The sequence below is a fragment of the Neobacillus niacini genome (assembly GCF_031457145.1).
GTDB classification, from domain to species: Bacteria; Bacillota; Bacilli; order Bacillales; family Cytobacillaceae; genus Neobacillus; species Neobacillus niacini_J.
This window is the reverse complement of record NZ_JAVDVZ010000009.1, coordinates 155,319-174,131: the sequence shown is the minus strand read 5'-3', so window position 1 is coordinate 174,131 and position 18,813 is coordinate 155,319. Positions and strand designations below refer to the sequence as shown.

The following is an 18,813-nucleotide window of genomic DNA, read 5'->3' as shown; positions in this document are numbered from 1 at the left end:
AGGGCATGCCAATGCAAAGCAAAGCTAGCAGCTCTTCTTATCTATCAAGTCACACTTGCTGGATTTGGCACAGTCTCCAATTGGATCCGCTGCCGAGGCGTCATAGGGCCAGTCCCTCAACCTCTCTTGATAAGAAAAATTATTATTCAATTAAAAATAAAAACCCTCTTCTTGGAAATAAGAAGAGGGCGAATTGAAAAATTCATCAAGCCTCTTCTTATCTATCAAGTCACAACTTGCTGGATTTGGCACAGTCTCCAATTGGATCTGCTGCCGAGGTGTCGTAGGGCCAGTCCCTCAACCTCTCTTGATAAGAAGGTGTTTCATATATTCGTTTTTTAATATGTGTATTAATTTACACCTATAAGATATATATGTCAACTACTTTTTGCGAAATAATTTTAGTTTTCGGTAAATTGCTTCAAAACTAAAATTTCAATGGCAATCAACCATATTTTACTAAAATAAACAGAATAATACCTTCGCATTTCTTCTGTATTAAATGCAGTTGAGTTAGTGGTCTGGTTCCGAATTGATCTTACTAACCTGGTATATCAAGGTTTTGGAACGTTTAAGATCCACATTACCTAAAGTGCACTACTCATTTATATATTGGAAATTAATTTTAGTAAAATTGTAAATGAAAGCCTTTACTTTTAGTAAAACTATCATTATAATAATCCTATAAACTATTAGGAGGGATAATATGAAAGTATCAAAAAAAGCAAAATTGTTTTTCCTTTTTACTATTATCGCAACACTGCTCTTATCTGCTTGCAGTTCATCCGATACAAATGGAGATAAAACGGAAGATGGCAAAGTTAAGTTAAGGTTTGCCACATGGGATGTAGGCGATGATGTAGACCTACAACAAGGATTAATTGATCAATTTAATAAAGAAAATAGTGATATTGAAGTAGTCTTGGAAGCGTACGGCGGTGAATATGATACGAAAATTACTGCTGGTATTGGCGCGAAGGACGCTCCAGATATTATGTATATGTGGAATTACCCTCAATACAAGGATGCCTTAGAACCGCTTGACTCGTATATCAAGGATAAAGGAGAAGAGTATAAAGGTAATTTCTATGAAGCTTTATGGAACTATAATGCAGTTGATGGCGAAACTTACGGTCTTCCAGTAGGCTATACGACGCATGTTGTTTACTATAATAAAGATTTATTTGATGCTAAAGGGATTGAATATCCAAAGGCTGGCTGGACATGGGAGGATTTACAGGAAACAGCTAAGAAGCTAACAGATAAAGAGAAGAAGGTTACTGGTTTTGCTTTCCCAGGTAAACCGGATCCATACGATTTCGAAATGTATTTATGGGGCAATGGTGCTTCTTATGTTGATAGTAAAGGTAAATTGGATGGCAGTATAAATTCAAAAAAATCAATTGAAACCTTTACCATGTTCCAAAACATGTTGAAAGAGGAAATTGCTATCACCGCAGAAAGCTGGGGTGACACTGAATTCAAGACTAACCGAGTAGGTATGTTTATTAATGGTGCGTGGTATCTTGAAGCGTTTAAAGAAGCTGGAATCAACTATGGTGTTGTTGAAATCCCATCGTTTGGAGATAAACCAAGTGCAAGTATTGTCAGTTCCTCAGGGATTGCAATGTCTAAGGATTCTAAGCATAAAGAAGCTGCATTTAAATTTATGGAGTTTTGGACAGGAGAACAAGCAAATAAAGAACGACTTTCATTTGAACTACCAGTATTAAAAAGTGTAGTTGAATCAGAAAAGCTTCAAGAAGATCCAATTAAAAAAGTCTTTTACACAATGTTAGAACAAAGTGAAGGCCATAACCCAACATCCTTTGTAACCGAAGACTGGAGTAAGTTGTCTGACGATTTAAGCTTAGTCTTTGAACAAATATTTAATCCAAGTACACGTGTTGATCCAGAAAAAGCATTAAACAGTGTCGTCAAGTAAAGCTATGTAAATAGGAGTATATCGGGGGAACACTCTGATATACTCTCATTTATTAAATGTCAGGTTATGAATCAATAGGATTGGAAATCTCATTTTTCAACAGGTCAAACCATTTAAGAGGGAAATATATGTTTACTAAAAAAAACAAACAGAAGAAATTTACCTTAGTCCGTAAAAGAGTGCCCTTTTTATTTATATTACCGTGGATTATCGGTTTTATCGTATTTACATTAGGACCTTTAGCTTTTTCATTAATCATGAGTTTGTTTGATTGGCCAATTGCTGGGGAAGCAAAGTTTATTGGTTTCGATAACTTTATCAAGATGTTTACGGCGGACCCCCAGTTCTATGATTCTCTCAGCATCACTTTGAAGTTTGCGCTAATATTTGTTCCTCTAAACCTCTTGGTTGCTTTGGTGCTGGCTTTACTTATCACTCAGCCTATCAAAGGAATTAAGATATTCAGGACCATCTTCTATCTTCCGGCAGTTGTTTCCGGTGTAGCTGTGTCCATTATATGGGGTTGGATGTTTAACTCTGAATACGGGGTTTTAAATTATATATTATCACTACTTGGTATTGAAGGACCGAACTGGCTGATTGATCCAAAGTGGGCAATCGTAACGATTGTGATTGCTAGTGCCTGGGGAGTCGGTACAATGATGTTGATTTTCTATACGGATATTAAAGGAATTCCAAACGAAATGTACGAAGCTGCTGCTATTGATGGAGCGGGTCCGATTAGACAATTCATCAGTATTACCATTCCTACGATTACCCCAACGATCCTATTTAATGTCATCACTTCTGTCATTGCCGCGTTACAGCAATTAACGTTAGTGTTGCTATTAACTGGTGGGGGACCATTGAAATCAACTTATTTTTATGGGCTATTTGTCTATAACAACGCCTTTAAACATCATGAACTCGGCTATGCAAGTGCAAATGCTTGGTTTATGTTTATCATCATTCTTCTATTGACGATGTTAATCTTTAAATCATCGTCTGCATGGGTATTTTATGAAGCTGAAGTGAAAAAGGAAAAAAAGGAAAAAAAGGGAGGTAAAAGAAAATGAAGATGACGCGAAAATATAAATTCATTATGTATAGCATTCTTGTCCTCTTTTCTCTTTATTTCCTTTTTCCTTTTATATGGGCTTTGATTACTGCTCTTAAATCAGAAATGGAAGTATTTAGCTTTCCACCAAAGTTTATCCCTGACATACCACTATTCAGTAACTTTATGGACGCTTGGAATAGCCAGCCGTTTGGAACCTATTTTAAGAACTCGATGATTGTTACCGTGTTAACAACTATCGGTCAGCTCATCTCCTGTTCCTTAGTAGCGTATGGCTTTGCAAGGTACGAGTTTAAGTATAAGAATTTACTTTTTATGCTGCTTTTATCAACGATGATGATTCCGTGGGACGTTACGATGATTCCACTTTATATGGAATTCAACATGTTTGGCTGGATTAATACATTGAAACCATTAATTGTCCCTGCTTTCTTCGGATCCGCCTACAATATCTTTTTGCTAAGGCAGTTCTTGATGAACATTCCAAAAGATTTAGAAAATGCAGCGAGAATTGACGGAGCAAACGAATTCCAAATTTTTTATAAAATTTTCCTGCCGATCATGAAGGCTCCATTAACATTGATTGCTGTATTAAATATTATTTTGGTTTGGAATGACTACTTAGGACCACTGATTTATTTGAATGATCAATCTAAATATACAATGGCACTTGGTTTAGCTTCATTCCAAGGTGTCCATGAGCTTCAAATTATTCCCATTATGGCGATGACGCTTGTTATGATCATTCCGCCAGTCATCGTTTTTGCCTTTGCACAGAAATATATTGTTGAAGGAATAAGCGGCTCGATCAAGTAATAATAATTCGGAGGAAAAAAACATGCAACGTGAAATGAAGAGGTGGGAAAATATCCATCTTACGGCACTAAATAGGATGCCGGCACATACTGATTTTTACAGATACCGTGCGATGGATGAGGCATTAGAATATAAAAAAGAAAATAGTAAGGGATATACGTCACTTGATGGAGATTGGAAGTTTCTGTTCTTGGAAGCGCCTGAATTTTCACCAGTCAACTTTGAAATGGAAGAATTCGATATTGCAGATTTAGATGATATCACGGTGCCGTCTTGCTGGCAATTAAAGGGTTATGGAAATATGCATTATACAGATGTATTGTATCCTTTTCCGATTAATCCGCCATTTGTGCCACAGGATAATCCGACAGGAATCTATTTCAAAGAAGTTTATTTGGAAGAGATAAATGAACAAGAAAAAATTATAGTTAAATTTAACGGTGTGGATTCAGCCTTTGATCTCTATGTGAATGGCCATCATGCAGGCTATAGTAAAGGCTCGAGAATGCCATCAGAGTTTGATTTAACTGAGTACCTCCGAAATGGAAAAAATAGATTTACAGTTAGAGTTTACCAGTTTTCAGATGGAACCTACTTAGAAGATCAGGATATGTGGTGGCTTTCAGGTATATTTAGAAGCGTGGAATTATATAGACTTAATAAAAACACACTAGAAGATGTGTACATTGAAACGGTTCCAGATGAAGGGTTTAAAGATTTTACGCTAAAATTAAATGGTAGGTTTTTAACTACAGAAGTTACTAAATTGACTGTGAAGCTTTTTCAACAGGAGAAAGAGATTGATTGTTTCTCTGTCGACATTATTAAAGGCGAATTCCAGGCAGTAAGAAAAATGGTTGATCCATTGCTTTGGAATGCAGAAGAACCTAATTTATATCTGGCTGTCCTTGAGTATTCATTAGCAAGTGGAGAAATTGAATTTGTTCCACTGCGATTTGGCCTCCGATCGATTGATATTACCGATAATGAAATAAGGCTGAACGGAAAAAGAATCTTCTTTAATGGTGTGAACCGTCATGATTTTAATCCTAAATTGGGCAGGACGGTTACCTATGAGGATATGCTTCAGGATGTACTCTTAATGAAGAAACATAATATCAATGCTGTCAGAACGGCTCATTATCCGAATAATGATGTGTTTTATGATCTCTGTGATGAATATGGACTCTATGTAATTGATGAAGCAGATCTTGAGTGCCATGGTTTTGAAAACACTGGGAATTATAACTGGATCAGCGACAATGAGTTATGGGAAAAGCAGTATGTGGATCGTGCCGTTAGAATGGTGAAAAGGGACCGAAATCATCCAAGCGTCATTATTTGGTCCTTAGGAAATGAATCCGGACAGGGCAGAAACTTCACAGCCATGTATCAAGCCATAAAAGCAATCGATTCTACTAGATTGGTTCATTATGAAGGAGATCGTCATGCTGCCTATAGTGACATGTATACGACCATGTACACGAGATTAAAGGCACTTGAAGAAATTGGGCAAGATTCCGAAGGGAAAAAGCCGCATATCTTATGTGAATATGGCCATGCAATGGGAAATGGACCTGGCGGGCTGACAGAATACCAAGAAGTGATGAGGAAATATCCGCGTTTACAAGGTGGATTCGTATGGGAATGGTATGACCATGGTATCGAAAGTGTGGATGAAGATGGAAATATCTATTATCTATATGGCGGGAATTACGGCGATTTCCCTACGAATGGAAACTTCTGTATTGACGGACTCGTATTCCCGGATCGGACACCATCACCTGGACTGATTGAGTACAAAAAGGTTATTGAACCGATTGTGACTGAGGCAGCAGACCTTTCTGAGCTAAAAGTTAAAATCAAAAACAGGTATGATTTTAGAAATCTAGAAGGAATTCAGTTAAACATTAAGGTGGTATCATTCACTCATCTAATAGAAGAAAAGAATATGTATCTTCCTTCTATAAACGCACAGGATGAAATCGAATTGACACTGCCAATTAATCTTGCTGAAGCCTTACATTACGATGATGTGCGCATCAAGTTAAGTTATTCAGAACCGAAGAATACACTTTATGCTAGTGTTGGTCATCCTATCACCAGTGAGAGTTTCTTACTTGAAGCAACAAAGGTTAAGAAAATCGTACAGCCAGAAAACTTAGATATTCATGGGAAAATTAGAATCGATGAAACGGAAACACAGCTTGTTCTTGAAAATGATACGTTCAAAACAGTTTTTTCAAAAATTCATGGAGTTCTTGTCTCCCACCAATTAAATGGCGAAGAGATTATTGAAAAGGGACCTGAGCTTACACTGTGGAGAGCTGCCATCGATAATGATATGTATAAGACGAACGATTGGATTAATAAGTACTTCTTGAAAAATGCAAAGGAACAATTTGTTGCTTTCGCTTATCAAATGAATGAAGACTCTGTTGCTATTGAAATCAAAAAATATTTATCAAGTGTTAACCAAGCATGGGGCTTTGAACTACTCTACCAGTATCGAATCACGCAAACAGGGGCATTGAATCTCCAACTAAAAGGCAGTAAAGTCATTAGAGGGAAAGAAATACCTGAAATGCTGCCGAGAATTGGAATTACGATGCACCTAAACAAAGCGTATAATGATGTGACATGGTATGGCAAAGGCGATTCAGAAAGTTATCAGGATAGTAAAAGAAGCCAAAGTATTGGCCTTTACCATACAAGTGTAGAGGAAATGCACACGGATTATGTTTATCCACAGGAAAATGGATCAAGATGTGATACCTCTTTCTTAGCGGTAACAAAGGGGAATCAGTCCATTCTCTTTAATTTTAAAGAAATTAGAGATTTTACCATCCATGACTATGAAACCAGTGCATTAGAAGAAGCAACGCACCGAGGGAAAATTAAAAAGTCGCCATTCAATGTGTTAACCATCGATTATCGACAAAGCGGTCTTGGAAGTAATAGCTGCGGTGAGGAACAACTGCCAGCTTACCGAGTGGGCATTGAAGACTTTGAAATCGCGTTAGAAATTAGGAACGTTCAAAAAGATAATCTTGTAGAAGAAAGCAAGTACTTCAGAGCTAGATAAAATTTCAAAGGCAGGGGAAACCCTGCTTATTTGAAATTTAGCAACAGACTATAAAATGATTGGGAGAAATAGGATGAAATTAGACATTAAAGAAATACCATTTTCGAGATTTGGCTCCTATTTTTGTATCTCACAAGAAAAGGATTCTGTATATATTAGAGACGTGCATGGCGGCGATGATGCACCATCCAAGCTTTTTCAAATCGATATTGTTAAAGATGGAGTGGAACGGGAATTCGAAGTACGTGCTACAGAGATTTCCCTTTCCTTCTATTTAAAGGACCAAACAGAACGTGTGGCGGAAATCATCATTCCTGAGGAAGATGAACTCCATATCGAAGTGCAGGATGTAGAACTTAGGCTGCGAGCGACAAAAGGAAAGTATGATTCTTTAATGGAATTAGAAGATGGAATGTACGAATACCACATCTATCCTATGGAATTAAAATTAATGATCATGAATCTACATGGTGATATGTCTGCCCAAGCACCCTGGAATATTATCGGAAATGATTATATTGATATGCGTTTGAAAAATGGACATTTTGTGATTGAAAGCTATCGAACCGTTTATCTTAAAAAGGAATATCTTCCTTTTAGCCAAGGAAAAGAACAAGTCGAGGTGTATTACAAGGAATGGTTTGATTCCATGAAAAAGGGATATGTGAAAGAAAAATATCAACCTTCCTTAGAAAGAGCTTCTTATATTACATGGTCGAGCGTCGTTCATCCAGATGGAACGCTGAAAGATTATGCAATGTATATGTCGAAGCTGTGGATGTATAATATTTGGTCGTGGGACAACTGCTTTAACGCATTAAACTTAGGAGAACAGTATCCGGAACTCAGCTATGCTCAATTAAAGATTTTCATGGACACTCAAGATGTGTCTGGCGCCTATCCGGATTTTGTGAATGACAAATTCATTTCCTACAATTGTATAAAGCCTCCCATTTTTGCTATTATTTATGAACAGTTAATGGAAAAAAATGATTACTTTAAAGATGAACAGCGAGTAAGAAATGTCTATGAGTCTACAAAAAAAGTCATGACCTATTATGAAAATTATCGTACTTACCAGGGCAGGCTGCCACACTATAAACATGGAAATGATTCCGGCTGGGATAATGCTTCATTATTTCATGTGGGGATGCCAGTAGAAGCACCGGACCTGGCTAGTTTTTTAATTCGTTCGTACGATATCCTTTCCTCGTTTGCAGAAATGTTGGGAGAAAAAGAGGAAGCAGCGAGATTTAAGAATCAGGCAGACACTTTATTTCACCTATTAATGGAGCGACTGTATGATGGTGATGGCTTTTATGGGCGAGTGGGCAAGAATGGTGAAAAAATCGCGATTAGAAGCAGCTTAATCCTAAGGCTGCCAGTATTGATTGGATATCGCTTAGATAAAACTATTATGGATAGCTTGGTGTCTGACCTTGAAGCCAACTTTGAAACAGAATTTGGCCTGGCTACTGAAAGTGTTACGAGCGATTATTACCGCGAAAATGGGTATTGGCTCGGACCAATCTGGGCGCCCGTTACGTACCTGTTTATCCATGCATTAAAGAATAATGGCTACAAAGAGACCGGAAATCGTCTAAGAGATAAGTTTTTAAACCTCACGCTCATAGGCGGGATGGCTGAAAACTTTGATCCGCATACTGGAAAAGGGTTGGTGGATACATCCTTCACATGGACTTCGAGTGTATTTCTGCTGCTATTAGACGATCAGCTTAGGAGGGTTTAAATGCAAAAGTTTATGGGCGAATTAGCCCTTACGATTACAGCGATTATATGGGGAAGCGGATTTGTTGCCAGTGCCATCTCTTTGGAACACTTTACTCCCTATCAGATTTTGGCGGGAAGATTTATAATAGGAACCATCATTTTAAGTGTTATCTTTCATAAAAGACTGAAAAATATTAATAAAGCTACTATAATACAAGGTGCTATAATTGGAATCTTTTTATATTTGGCGTTTGCGCTTCAAACCGTTGGACTTCAATATACGACACCATCTAAAAATGCCTTCTTAACGGCTGTAAATGTCGTGATTGTTCCTTTTATTGCCTTTGTCATGTATAAACGAAAAGTGGATAGGTATGAACTTACCGGCGCTATTTTAGCTATAGTGGGTGTCGGCATATTATCACTTAAACTATCTGCTGGAATTAATATAGGGGATTTGCTGACACTAGGCTGTGCCGTTGGATTTGCTTTCCATATCTTCTATACGGCAAAATATGTAAAAAATTCGGACCCTGTCTTATTAACACTGGTCCAAATGATGACTGCTGCGATTATCGGGATGATTGTTGTCCTATTCAAAGGAGAAACATCCTTTGTTATCGAAAAGGAAGGGATGTACTCACTCCTTTACCTCGGAATTTTTTCTACAACGATTGCGTATTTATTGCAAACCGTTGCTCAAAAAATGATCACAGAAACAAAGGCGGCGATTATTCTTTCCACAGAAGCGTTTTGGGGTATGGTATTTTCCATTGCGATTTTGGATGAAACGATGACCATCAAAATGGTGGTTGGTGCTATCCTTATTCTTTGTGCCATCCTTATTTCTGAAACCAAATTACCTTTTATAAAAAAGAAAAAATTAAAAGAAATAACATAAATAACAAGTAGGTAGGGAGAAATAATGGCCACGATAAAAGAAATAGCCAATTTAGCTAATGTTTCAATTACTACCGTATCAAGAGTGTTGAATTACGATGAAACATTAAATGTCTCACCGGAAACGAGAAAAAGAGTGTTTGAAGCTGCTGAGGAGTTAGCCTATGTGGTGGCTCCAAAGAAGAAGCAAAAGAGCAAATGGAAAATAGGGTTATACGACTCTTTTTCTCTTGAGGAGGAATTGGTTGATACCTATTACTTGTCGATCAGGGTAGCCTTGGAAAAAAAGCTGAAAAGTAAAGGCATTGACTTTTTCAGAATTGACAAGGAAGGCAGTGAGGAGAATCTTAAAAAAATTGATGGAATCTTATGCCTTGGGACCTTCAAAAAAAAGGATATTGAAAAAATAAAAAGTTATAATAAACCTTGTGTCTTTGTGGATTCCAATCCAGACGAATATTATTTTGATTCCGTTGTGATTGATTTCAATTCTGCAACTAGAAATGCTCTTAACTACTTAACAGAATTAGGTCATGAAAATATTGGCTTTATTGGCGGCGTCGAAACCGATATGTACGGCAACCGATTTAAAGATTTAAGGCAGGATGTTTTTGAAAGTTATTTAATAGAAAAGAATATTTTTAAAGAAGAATTGGTAAAAATCGGCGGTTATGATCCGAAGGATGGCCACATGCATCTAAGGGAAATGCTCACATCCGAACCTAAGCCGACCGCAGTTTTTGTTGCGAATGATACGATTGCAGTTGGATGCTATAAAGCTGCTTATGAACTAGGGGTCAAAATTCCTGATGAACTAAGCATTGTTGGTTTTAACGATGTAGCCACAGCGCAGTACATGGTTCCACCTTTAACGACGGTTAAACTCTATACCGAAATTATGGGTGAAACCGCTGTTGACTTACTGATAGAAAGGCTGACCTCGAAAAGGGAAGTCAGCAAAAAAATCACGATCAATACGAAGTTAATTGTAAGAGAAAGTGCTTCAGTACCTCAAAAGAAATAATCTTATATTGGGGTGCTGGGTCACTCTTTTTTTTTCATGTCCACATTTTGTTTCACGAGGTGGAGAATACTTTGAAAATACTTATAACAAAAATAAAAATCTATTCTTTCCTCAGCATTCGTACGAAAATGGTGCTGTTTTTCCTCATTGTTGCCCTGTTTCCATTACTGTTATTTGGATTCCTATCATATGGTAAGTCTTCTGAAATTGTCAATAAACAATTTAATGAATATGAGCAATTTGCTGTTTCTCAACTCGATAAACAAATCGAAAATATCTTTGAGCAAATGTATGTCGTTTCGAAAGATATTAATCAGTATTTATCGGATCCTACCTTGGTCATATTACAGGAAGAAATTCCAAGAACGTATACAGGATTTATTGAAATCAAAAACTTTGAAAGATATTTAGAGGCACATAAAACATATGACACAAAGGGAATCTATTTAATTACCAATACAGGTTATTATTATGGAAATAGTCGCTTGGATATACATACGCTGTTTCAAAAGCCATTTTGGAAAGAGATTAATCGCTTAAAAGAAGGAAATCTCTGGATAGGGTTTTATAATACAGACCATTATTACACTGGTAAAAAGGATGAAAAAATTATCGGACTTGTTTTTCCAATTGAAAGTGATTTTGGGGTGTTGAAAGGAAGTAAACTTTTAATCGAAACAAATGCGGAGGAGCTATTCTCTTATATTAGTTTCCTAGAAAATGAGCTTCACTCTTCTATCACTCTTAAAAATGGTAAGAATCAGGTGGTCTATAAGACAAAAAATGCTCCGAAGGAATTGACAACAGATATTATCTGGAATAACCACTTTGATGCCTATGGATGGGATATCCATGTTCGCATACCTCAAGAATATTATTATCAATCATCAAATGTGATTTTACGTTATACATTAGTGGCCATTTTATTTTCAATCATCCTTTTATCGGTGCTTGCTGTCGTATTTTCTGTTCCGCTTACGAAGGGTATTAAAAGTCTTAATTCCTCGATGAAGCGAGTCAGTGAAGGAAACTTAGATACACAGATAACCGTTACTTCTAATGATGAATTAGGAATTTTATCTCAAAGCTTTAATAATATGGTCAATCAAATTAAGGGGTTAATTGAGAAAATTAGCACGACAGAACGTTTAAAAAGGCAAGCAGAATTAAAGGCTTTTCATTATCAAATTAATCCTCATTTATTATTTAATACCTTAAACTCAATTCAATGGAAGGCTAGGCTCTTAGGTGCAAAGGAAGTTCAAGAGATGATCTACCATTTAACAGAGGTTCTGCATGAGAATTTAAATTTTTCCGATGAGTTAATTCCGATAAAAAAGGAACTCCAGACGATTAAACATTACTTGATGGTTCAAGAGATACGTTATGGCCGAACATTTGAATATAAAGAGATGATTCATGCAGAATGCTTGGACTATTTAATCCCTAGGATGACCCTTCAGCCATTGTTTGAAAATATCTTTTTCCATGCGTTTGAAGATGGCCAAGGAAGAATTGAACTAGTGGTTACTGTAAAACCTGAATATCTAGAACTTACCTTAACCGATAACGGCAAAGGAATGAATGAAGAAACCATTGAAAAGCTTCTCAATCCGAAACATCAGGGCGGAGATGGGAGGGGGATCGGTGTTCATAATGTCGACCAACGTGTACGGCTTCACTTTGGAAATGAGTATGGCTTATCAATCGAATCCGTGGTGGGTATGAAATCAATCTTTAGCATTAAATGGCCGAAAAGGAGATAACGGTGATGATAAAGGTATTAATTGCAGATGATGAACTTATTGTTAGAAAGGGATTAATCGCAACGATCGATTGGGGGAAATTTGGCATGGAGGTAATTGCCGATGCACCTAACGGTCAAAAAGCTTGGGAACTCTTTCTGCAGCATTCCCCCGAAGTAGTAATAACTGATATTGTCATGCCTGAAATGAATGGAATTGAGCTTGCTAGAAACATAAAACAAGATTACCCAACTACCAAAATATTATTGTTAAGCTGCCATCGAGACTTCACTTTTGCACAGGAGGGAATGAATATTGGTGCTTCAGGTTATATTTTGAAAACAGCCTTTGAAGACCAACAATTCGAAGAATACCTTGGACGCATTGAAAATGAAATTAAGCAAGCTAGTATCCAGAATACCTATGATTCATCTAATCTAGCAAAGGAATTCTATGAATGGTTATGTGACTTTGAAAATTCTTTTCCCAAGCTAGTAGGTGAGCTTTTTTCTAATGAGTGGAAATGGATGGAGAATCCATATTATATTTATTTAATTAACGGGCTAAATAGCAGCGAGTTTTTTCATAAGAAACTGTCTTGTTGGGAAAAGCAATTTGCTTTGATTCCTTGCGGGCAGGATCAAGCCTTTATTTTTATCCTGGAAAAGTCAAAAGCAGATTTTGAACATCTTCTAGTTGAGGCTAGAAGTAGAGATTCCTCCATTCGTTGGATGGATCATGGCCCAAATCGAGGAATGAATGAATGGATGGATGGAGTGACAAATCTTTTCCGCAGGTTTAAATTTGAAAAACAATTTAAGTTTTCAATGGAGGATTGGCCATTACCCATTCGCAAGGCTGTTCAAATCATGGTCCAAGATTTAGATCAATCTTTTTCATCTAGCTATATTGCAAATGAAGTGGGCTTAAGCCGAAGTCATTTTAGCACCATGTTTAAAAAGACTGTTGGAGAAAGCTTTATTACCTTTATAGAAAAGCTAAAAGTCAAAGCGGCGTGTGAACTTCTGGAAAATACTTCGCTTCCTTTACAAGATATTGGTGAAAAAATAGGCATTCAGGATGGAAAATATTTTAGCAAATGGTTTAAAAAATGTATGGGTAGAACACCTTCGGAATATCGACAGAACAAAAAGAAGAATGCAGGCTAACAAAATTCCCCATCATTCATCGCTTTAAGAAAATTCAAACAATAGTGCAAAAAGAAGAAGATGATTTTAAGTTCTAGACCGCTTTTATTGAAGTTATAATGAAAGCGGTTTCTGATATCGTGAAAGAAAAAGAGGAACTAGTGATGAAGAAGAAATTCAGGATAACTTTTCTGGCAGTCATTTTAGTATTTGTTATGGCTGCCTGTTCAGACAATCAATCTAGCAGCAGGGCTGATCAAAAAAGGGAGGAAACTAACGAACAAATAGTTCTTCGTTTTGCAACCTGGGATTCAGGAGAAGCACTAAAAATTCAAGAGACAATTGCTAAAAAATTTGAAGAAAAACATCCATTTATAAAGGTGCAGATGGAGGCCTATGGTGATGAGTTTGATCAAAAGCTGACGGCCGCATTTGGGGCAAAAAATCCTCCAGATGTCATGTATATGTGGAATTATCCAGCCTATTTTCAATCACTTGAACCACTTGAAAATTTTATTAAAATAGATCCAAATATCGACTTGAATGATTTTTACCAAGGTCTCTTTAACTATTCGACTATGTATCGAAAACTGTATGGTATGCCAGCCGGGTTTACCACAAGGGTGGTCTATTATAACAAGGATTTATTTGATGCTGCGGGATTAACCTATCCAAAGGATGGATGGACATGGGACGAATTTAAGAGTATGGCAAAGAAACTATCTAATCCTGCTACCAGGCAGTATGGATTTGGGGTAAGACCAGAGCCAGATACGTATGACCTTCAAGGCATTGTTTGGAGTAATGGCTCAAGCTTCATTAGTGAGGATGGAAAGAAAGTCGACAGCTATATGAACAGCCCAGAAACCATCGAAACGATAGAACTATTTGCAGACATGGTCAAGGAAAAAAGCGCAGTGCTTGTTAGCGGTAAAAATCAACAAAGTGGTGAAGAGGTTTTTAAAGCAGGTAAGATTGCCATGTGGGAAAGCGGAATTTGGCCCTTGGAAGAGTTTAAAAAAGCTAAGATAAATTTTGGAACAGTTGAAATGCCTGCATTTAAAGGAAAACCAGTAAGAGGTATTATTTCTTCCTCTGCGATTTCGATTGCAAAGGATTCAAAAAATAAAGATCTAGCATGGGAATTTGTGAAATTCTTCTCCTCTCCAGAAGCGATAAAAATGAGAACAGCTGATTTACCTGTCCGTATCAGCATGGTGAAAGAGTTGAAAACAGATCAGGACCCATTAATTGGGCCATTTTACAAAATGCTAGAAAGAGCGAATGATACACCAGCGTATCTGCTGACTAAGAATTGGGATGAAATCAATCGAAATTTATCGTCCGCTATAAATGCCATCATGCTAGAACAGGATGCGAAAGAATTATTGAATAATGCCGTTATCGATTCAGAGAAATATATGGGTCAGTAAAAAAAGGGTTTAACGATTTTCTACTATAGATCAAATCAACTTTTTTAGGAGGTATTAAGGATGATTACTCAAGATTATTTCGGTTTAGAGGATAAGGTGTGCGTTGTAACAGGAGGGGCATCAGGGATTGGACTAGCTGCTGTAACACTTTTAGCAGAAGTTGGTGCTAAGGTGATTATGGTCGATATTAATCAAGAAAACGGTCAAAAGGCCGTGGCTGAGTTACAGAGGAAAGGATATAGGGTGGAATTCTTACGATGTGATGTAAGTAATGGAAACGATTGTATCGCTGTAAGAGATCATATCGAAAAAAATTACGGTACCATCGATGTTCTTTTTAACAATGCTGGTGTGATCAGAAGAAAAACGGTTGTTGATTTGGAGGAGTCTGATTGGGATTTAGTCATTGATGTCTCCTTAAAAGGAATTTATCTCCTTTCTAAATATTTAGTTCCTCTTATGGCTAGTGGCGGCGGTGGAAGTATCATTAATACCGGCTCTGGTTGGGGGAAAAAAGGTGGAGACCAGGCAGCTGCTTATTGTGCGGCCAAAGCTGGGGTTGTGAATTTAACAAAAGCAATGGCAATTGACCATGGACCGCAAAATATTCGTGTGAACTGTATTTGTCCAGGCGATACGGATACTCCGTTATTACGGGATGAAGCCAAGCAATTACAGTTGAAAGAGGATGATTTTTTAGTATCCTCTGCAAAAGGCAGACCATTAGAAAGACTTGGAACGCCAAGGGATATTGCCAAAGGAGTCTTATTCCTTGCAAGTGACTTGTCAGAATGGGTTACAGGTACAGACCTAATTGTTGATGGCGGCGGTTTAGCCTGATTTTTTGTAAAATTAGAAATTTTAACATTAATCATTTTAACCCACAAGGAGGTAATTTTTATGTCACAGAAGGTACACCCTTATATTCCGAATATGGTGCCAGAAGTACAAGCCGAGATGCTAAAGGTGATTGGCGCTGAATCCATTATGGAACTATACTCAGGCATCCCGGAGGAGCTACAGCTTACAGAAGATCTAAAACTGCCGCCAGCCTTAACGGAGTACGAGCTTAGACGCCATATCGAAGGAATTCTAAATAAGAATACAAGTGCAAAGGAATATTTGAATTTCCTAGGAGCTGGTTGCTGGCAGCACTTTATCCCAGCAGTTTGTGATGAAATTAATCAGCGCTCAGAGTTTTTAACGGCCTATGCGGGGGAACCGTACGAGGACCATGGACGTTTTCAGGCGCTTTATGAGTATCAGAGTTTACTAGCTGAATTAGTAGATATGGATGTTGTAAATGTTCCAACTTTTGATTGGGGGCAGGCGGCAGCTACATCCATTAGAATGGCAGCCCGTATTACCGGGAGGAAAAAAGTCTTATTAGCCAAAACCGTTGCACCCGAACGAAGCAAAATTATCATCAACTACGGAACGCCAGAATTAGAATTTGAATTTGTTCAATTTGATACGAAATCAGGGGCAATGGACTTAGAAGACTTACGAGAAAAATTAACAGAAGATGTTGCCGCCTTATATTTTGAAAATCCATCCTACCTAGGATTTATTGAGGCGCAGGGAACAGAGATTTCTAATCTATTAAAGGAAAACGAAACACTGATGGTAGTTGGGGTCGACCCAATCTCCCTTGGCGTACTGGCACCACCAAGTCATTATGGAGCTGATATTGTTTGTGGAGACCTGCAGCCGCTTGGTATGCATATGAATTACAGCGGCGGCCAGGCAGGCTTCATTGCCTCACATAATGATGTGAAAGTTGTCAGTGAGTATCCATCCCGATTGTTTGGTATTGTCCCTACGGTGAAGGAAGGAGAATACGGCTTTGGAGATGTGGCATATGAGCGGACCTCATTTGCTCAAAGGGAAAATGGAAAAGAATCCGTTGGAACGCAGACAGCATTATGGGGCATCACAGCCGGAGTCTATTTAGCCTTACTTGGCCCAAATGGTATGCAGGAAGTAGGCCAAACCATTATGCAAAATAGCCAGTATGCTGCTCAAGAATTGAATCAAATTGCCGCTGTAACAGGGTCACGTTTATATTCATCATTTTTTAAAGAGTTTATCGTCGATTTTAATCAAACCGGCTTTTCGGTTGAAGAAATTAATCAAAGACTGTTAGAAAAGAAGATTTTTGGTGGAAAGGACCTCTCACTCGAGTACCCTGAGTTTGGTCAATCAGCATTATTTTGTGTAACCGAGGTTCATACAAAAGAAGATATTGACCATTTAGTTCAAGCCATTAAGGATATTTTAGCGTAATAATCGAAAGAAGAGAGGAGCATTCAGACATGAAAAGGATCCAACGAACAAGCAAGACCCGTGATTTTCATCAAGCAAAATGGAATGAACCAATTATATTTGAACTCCATCAGCCGGGGGAAAAGGGTGTGGAGCTTCCGCCAGTAAACGACGAAATTGCATTAGCTGTAGGAGATGGAACATCGTCTATTCCAGCAGCGATGCAGAGGCATAGTAAGCCCAATCTCCCTGAAATTGGTCAAGCACGGGTATTAAGACATTATCTAAGACTTTCGCAAGAAACCCTTGGTTCTGATTTTAATGTGGAAATTGGACAAGGAACCTGTACGATGAAGTACATTCCAAGAATAAACGAGTTGTTAATTCGTGATCCGAAAATGATGGAGCTTCATCCATTACAGAATGAAGATACCGTTCAAGGAATGCTTGAAATTTTCTACAAGCTGGACTTATGTATGAGAGAAATTTCGGGAATGGATTATTTCTCCTTCCAGCCAAGCAGTGGAACGCAAGCACTGTTTGCGATGGCATCAATCGTAAGAAAATACCATGAACAAAAAGGCGAAGGGGATCAGCGGGATGAAATCATTACGACGATTTTCTCTCACCCATCGCAGGCAGCAACGGCAGCCGTAAAAGGCTATAAAATTATAACCTTGCACCCGGATGAGAATGGCTTTCCTGATATTGAAAAGTTAAAAGCAGCAGTGTCGGAGAGAACAGCAGGCTTTGTTGTGGCAAACCCTGAGGATACAGGCATTTTTAATCCAAAAATAAAAGAGTTTACAGATATTGTCCACCAAGCAGGAGGTCTTTGCTTTTACGATCAGGCGAATGCGAATGGCCTCTTAGGAATCACAAGAGCAAAAGAGGCAGGCTTTGATATGTGTTTCTTTAATCTTCACAAAACCTTTGCAGCCCCGCATATGTGCGGCGGACCGGCAACTGGTGCACTTGGTGTGACAGCAGCATTGAAAGAGTTCTTACCGGCACCAATTGTTGAGTATCATGAGGGAAAATATTCACTCCAACACGATTTAGAGCATTCAATTGGTAAGGTTCGCTCCTTCCATGGTGTAGCTCAAACGGTATTGCGTGCCTATGCCTGGATTCGTGCACTTGGAGCCGCGGGCCTTAAGGAAGTAGCAAAAACTGCCGTGTTAAATAATAACTATATGTATCACAAGGTTTTAGCGATTCGCGGGGCGGGTGCACCATATGTCAAAGGACATCGCCTAGAGCAGGTCCGTTATAGCTGGGAGCAGTTAACAAAGGAAACCGGGGTAACAACGGAGGATATTCAGTTAAGAATGACTGATTTCGGTCTCCATTATTGGACAAGCCACCATCCTTATATCGTGAAACAACCTTTTACCCTTGAGCCAACAGAGTCTTATTCGAAAGAGGATTTAGATGAATATATCAATGCACTAGAGCAAATTTCCCAAGAAGCATATGAAAATCCAGAAATCGTCAGAAGTGCCCCGCATAATAGTACAATACATAAAATTGACGAGCAAGATTATTTGGATAATCCGGAGAAGTGGTGCATTACCTGGAGAACTTATTTGAAAAAAACAGAAGCATATAAACTAGTTAACTAGTAAGTACAGCATTTTTTA

General features: G+C 38.0%; 13 protein-coding genes and 2 riboswitches. All 13 genes read left to right on the top strand.

Annotation, left to right across the window (positions count from 1 at the left end):
* Positions 1–34: 34 nt before the first annotated feature.
* A riboswitch (SAM riboswitch) is annotated at positions 35–136 on the bottom strand.
* 78 nt (positions 137–214) lie between these two features.
* Positions 215–317: riboswitch (SAM riboswitch) on the bottom strand.
* 389 nt (positions 318–706) lie between these two features.
* Positions 707–1,945 (top strand): ABC transporter substrate-binding protein, encoded by a 1,239-nt coding sequence (locus J2Y03_RS19875; protein ID WP_310197256.1) that lies wholly within the window; start codon positions 707–709, stop codon positions 1,943–1,945.
* A gap of 128 nt (positions 1,946–2,073) precedes the next feature.
* On the top strand, positions 2,074–3,021 hold the full coding sequence (locus tag J2Y03_RS19870) for a carbohydrate ABC transporter permease (protein WP_310197254.1): 948 nt from the start codon (positions 2,074–2,076) through the stop codon (positions 3,019–3,021).
* Positions 3,018–3,839, top strand: coding sequence for a carbohydrate ABC transporter permease (locus J2Y03_RS19865; RefSeq protein ID WP_310197251.1), 822 nt, complete (start codon positions 3,018–3,020; stop codon positions 3,837–3,839). The genes J2Y03_RS19870 and J2Y03_RS19865 overlap by 4 nt, the downstream gene beginning before the upstream one ends.
* A gap of 22 nt (positions 3,840–3,861) precedes the next feature.
* On the top strand, positions 3,862–6,924 hold the full coding sequence (locus tag J2Y03_RS19860) for a glycoside hydrolase family 2 TIM barrel-domain containing protein (protein WP_310197248.1): 3,063 nt from the start codon (positions 3,862–3,864) through the stop codon (positions 6,922–6,924).
* 73 nt (positions 6,925–6,997) lie between these two features.
* Positions 6,998–8,674: an amylo-alpha-1,6-glucosidase gene (locus tag J2Y03_RS19855; protein ID WP_310197244.1), complete on the top strand. Its 1,677-nt coding sequence runs from the start codon at positions 6,998–7,000 to the stop codon at positions 8,672–8,674.
* Positions 8,675–9,556: a DMT family transporter gene (locus tag J2Y03_RS19850; protein ID WP_310197241.1), complete on the top strand. Its 882-nt coding sequence runs from the start codon at positions 8,675–8,677 to the stop codon at positions 9,554–9,556.
* A 24-nt stretch (positions 9,557–9,580) separates the two neighbouring features.
* On the top strand, positions 9,581–10,579 hold the full coding sequence (locus J2Y03_RS19845; protein WP_310197238.1) for a LacI family DNA-binding transcriptional regulator: 999 nt from the start codon (positions 9,581–9,583) through the stop codon (positions 10,577–10,579).
* Between the two features lie 71 nt (positions 10,580–10,650).
* On the top strand, positions 10,651–12,345 hold the full coding sequence (locus J2Y03_RS19840) for a sensor histidine kinase (RefSeq protein ID WP_310197236.1): 1,695 nt from the start codon (positions 10,651–10,653) through the stop codon (positions 12,343–12,345).
* A gap of 5 nt (positions 12,346–12,350) precedes the next feature.
* Positions 12,351–13,493, top strand: a complete 1,143-nt coding sequence (locus J2Y03_RS19835; protein WP_310197232.1) for a response regulator transcription factor — start codon at positions 12,351–12,353, stop codon at positions 13,491–13,493.
* A gap of 143 nt (positions 13,494–13,636) precedes the next feature.
* Positions 13,637–14,905, top strand: a complete 1,269-nt coding sequence (locus J2Y03_RS19830) for an ABC transporter substrate-binding protein (RefSeq protein WP_310197346.1) — start codon at positions 13,637–13,639, stop codon at positions 14,903–14,905.
* Between the two features lie 60 nt (positions 14,906–14,965).
* Positions 14,966–15,745: an SDR family NAD(P)-dependent oxidoreductase gene (locus J2Y03_RS19825; RefSeq protein ID WP_310197229.1), complete on the top strand. Its 780-nt coding sequence runs from the start codon at positions 14,966–14,968 to the stop codon at positions 15,743–15,745.
* A 60-nt stretch (positions 15,746–15,805) separates the two neighbouring features.
* Positions 15,806–17,191, top strand: coding sequence for an aminomethyl-transferring glycine dehydrogenase subunit GcvPA (gene gcvPA / locus J2Y03_RS19820; RefSeq protein ID WP_310197226.1), 1,386 nt, complete (start codon positions 15,806–15,808; stop codon positions 17,189–17,191).
* 29 nt (positions 17,192–17,220) lie between these two features.
* Positions 17,221–18,795, top strand: coding sequence for an aminomethyl-transferring glycine dehydrogenase subunit GcvPB (gene gcvPB, locus J2Y03_RS19815; RefSeq protein ID WP_310197222.1), 1,575 nt, complete (start codon positions 17,221–17,223; stop codon positions 18,793–18,795).
* Positions 18,796–18,813 lie beyond the last annotated feature (18 nt).

Coding starts and splice junctions, on each gene's coding strand:
- J2Y03_RS19875 (WP_310197256.1), top strand. CDS start 707: ATGAAAGTATCAAAAAAAGCAAAATTGTTTTTCCTTTTTACTATTATC.
- J2Y03_RS19870 (WP_310197254.1), top strand. CDS start 2,074: ATGTTTACTAAAAAAAACAAACAGAAGAAATTTACCTTAGTCCGTAAA.
- J2Y03_RS19865 (WP_310197251.1), top strand. CDS start 3,018: ATGAAGATGACGCGAAAATATAAATTCATTATGTATAGCATTCTTGTC.
- J2Y03_RS19860 (WP_310197248.1), top strand. CDS start 3,862: ATGCAACGTGAAATGAAGAGGTGGGAAAATATCCATCTTACGGCACTA.
- J2Y03_RS19855 (WP_310197244.1), top strand. CDS start 6,998: ATGAAATTAGACATTAAAGAAATACCATTTTCGAGATTTGGCTCCTAT.
- J2Y03_RS19850 (WP_310197241.1), top strand. CDS start 8,675: ATGCAAAAGTTTATGGGCGAATTAGCCCTTACGATTACAGCGATTATA.
- J2Y03_RS19845 (WP_310197238.1), top strand. CDS start 9,581: ATGGCCACGATAAAAGAAATAGCCAATTTAGCTAATGTTTCAATTACT.
- J2Y03_RS19835 (WP_310197232.1), top strand. CDS start 12,351: ATGATAAAGGTATTAATTGCAGATGATGAACTTATTGTTAGAAAGGGA.
- J2Y03_RS19830 (WP_310197346.1), top strand. CDS start 13,637: ATGAAGAAGAAATTCAGGATAACTTTTCTGGCAGTCATTTTAGTATTT.
- J2Y03_RS19825 (WP_310197229.1), top strand. CDS start 14,966: ATGATTACTCAAGATTATTTCGGTTTAGAGGATAAGGTGTGCGTTGTA.
- gcvPA (WP_310197226.1), top strand. CDS start 15,806: ATGTCACAGAAGGTACACCCTTATATTCCGAATATGGTGCCAGAAGTA.
- gcvPB (WP_310197222.1), top strand. CDS start 17,221: ATGAAAAGGATCCAACGAACAAGCAAGACCCGTGATTTTCATCAAGCA.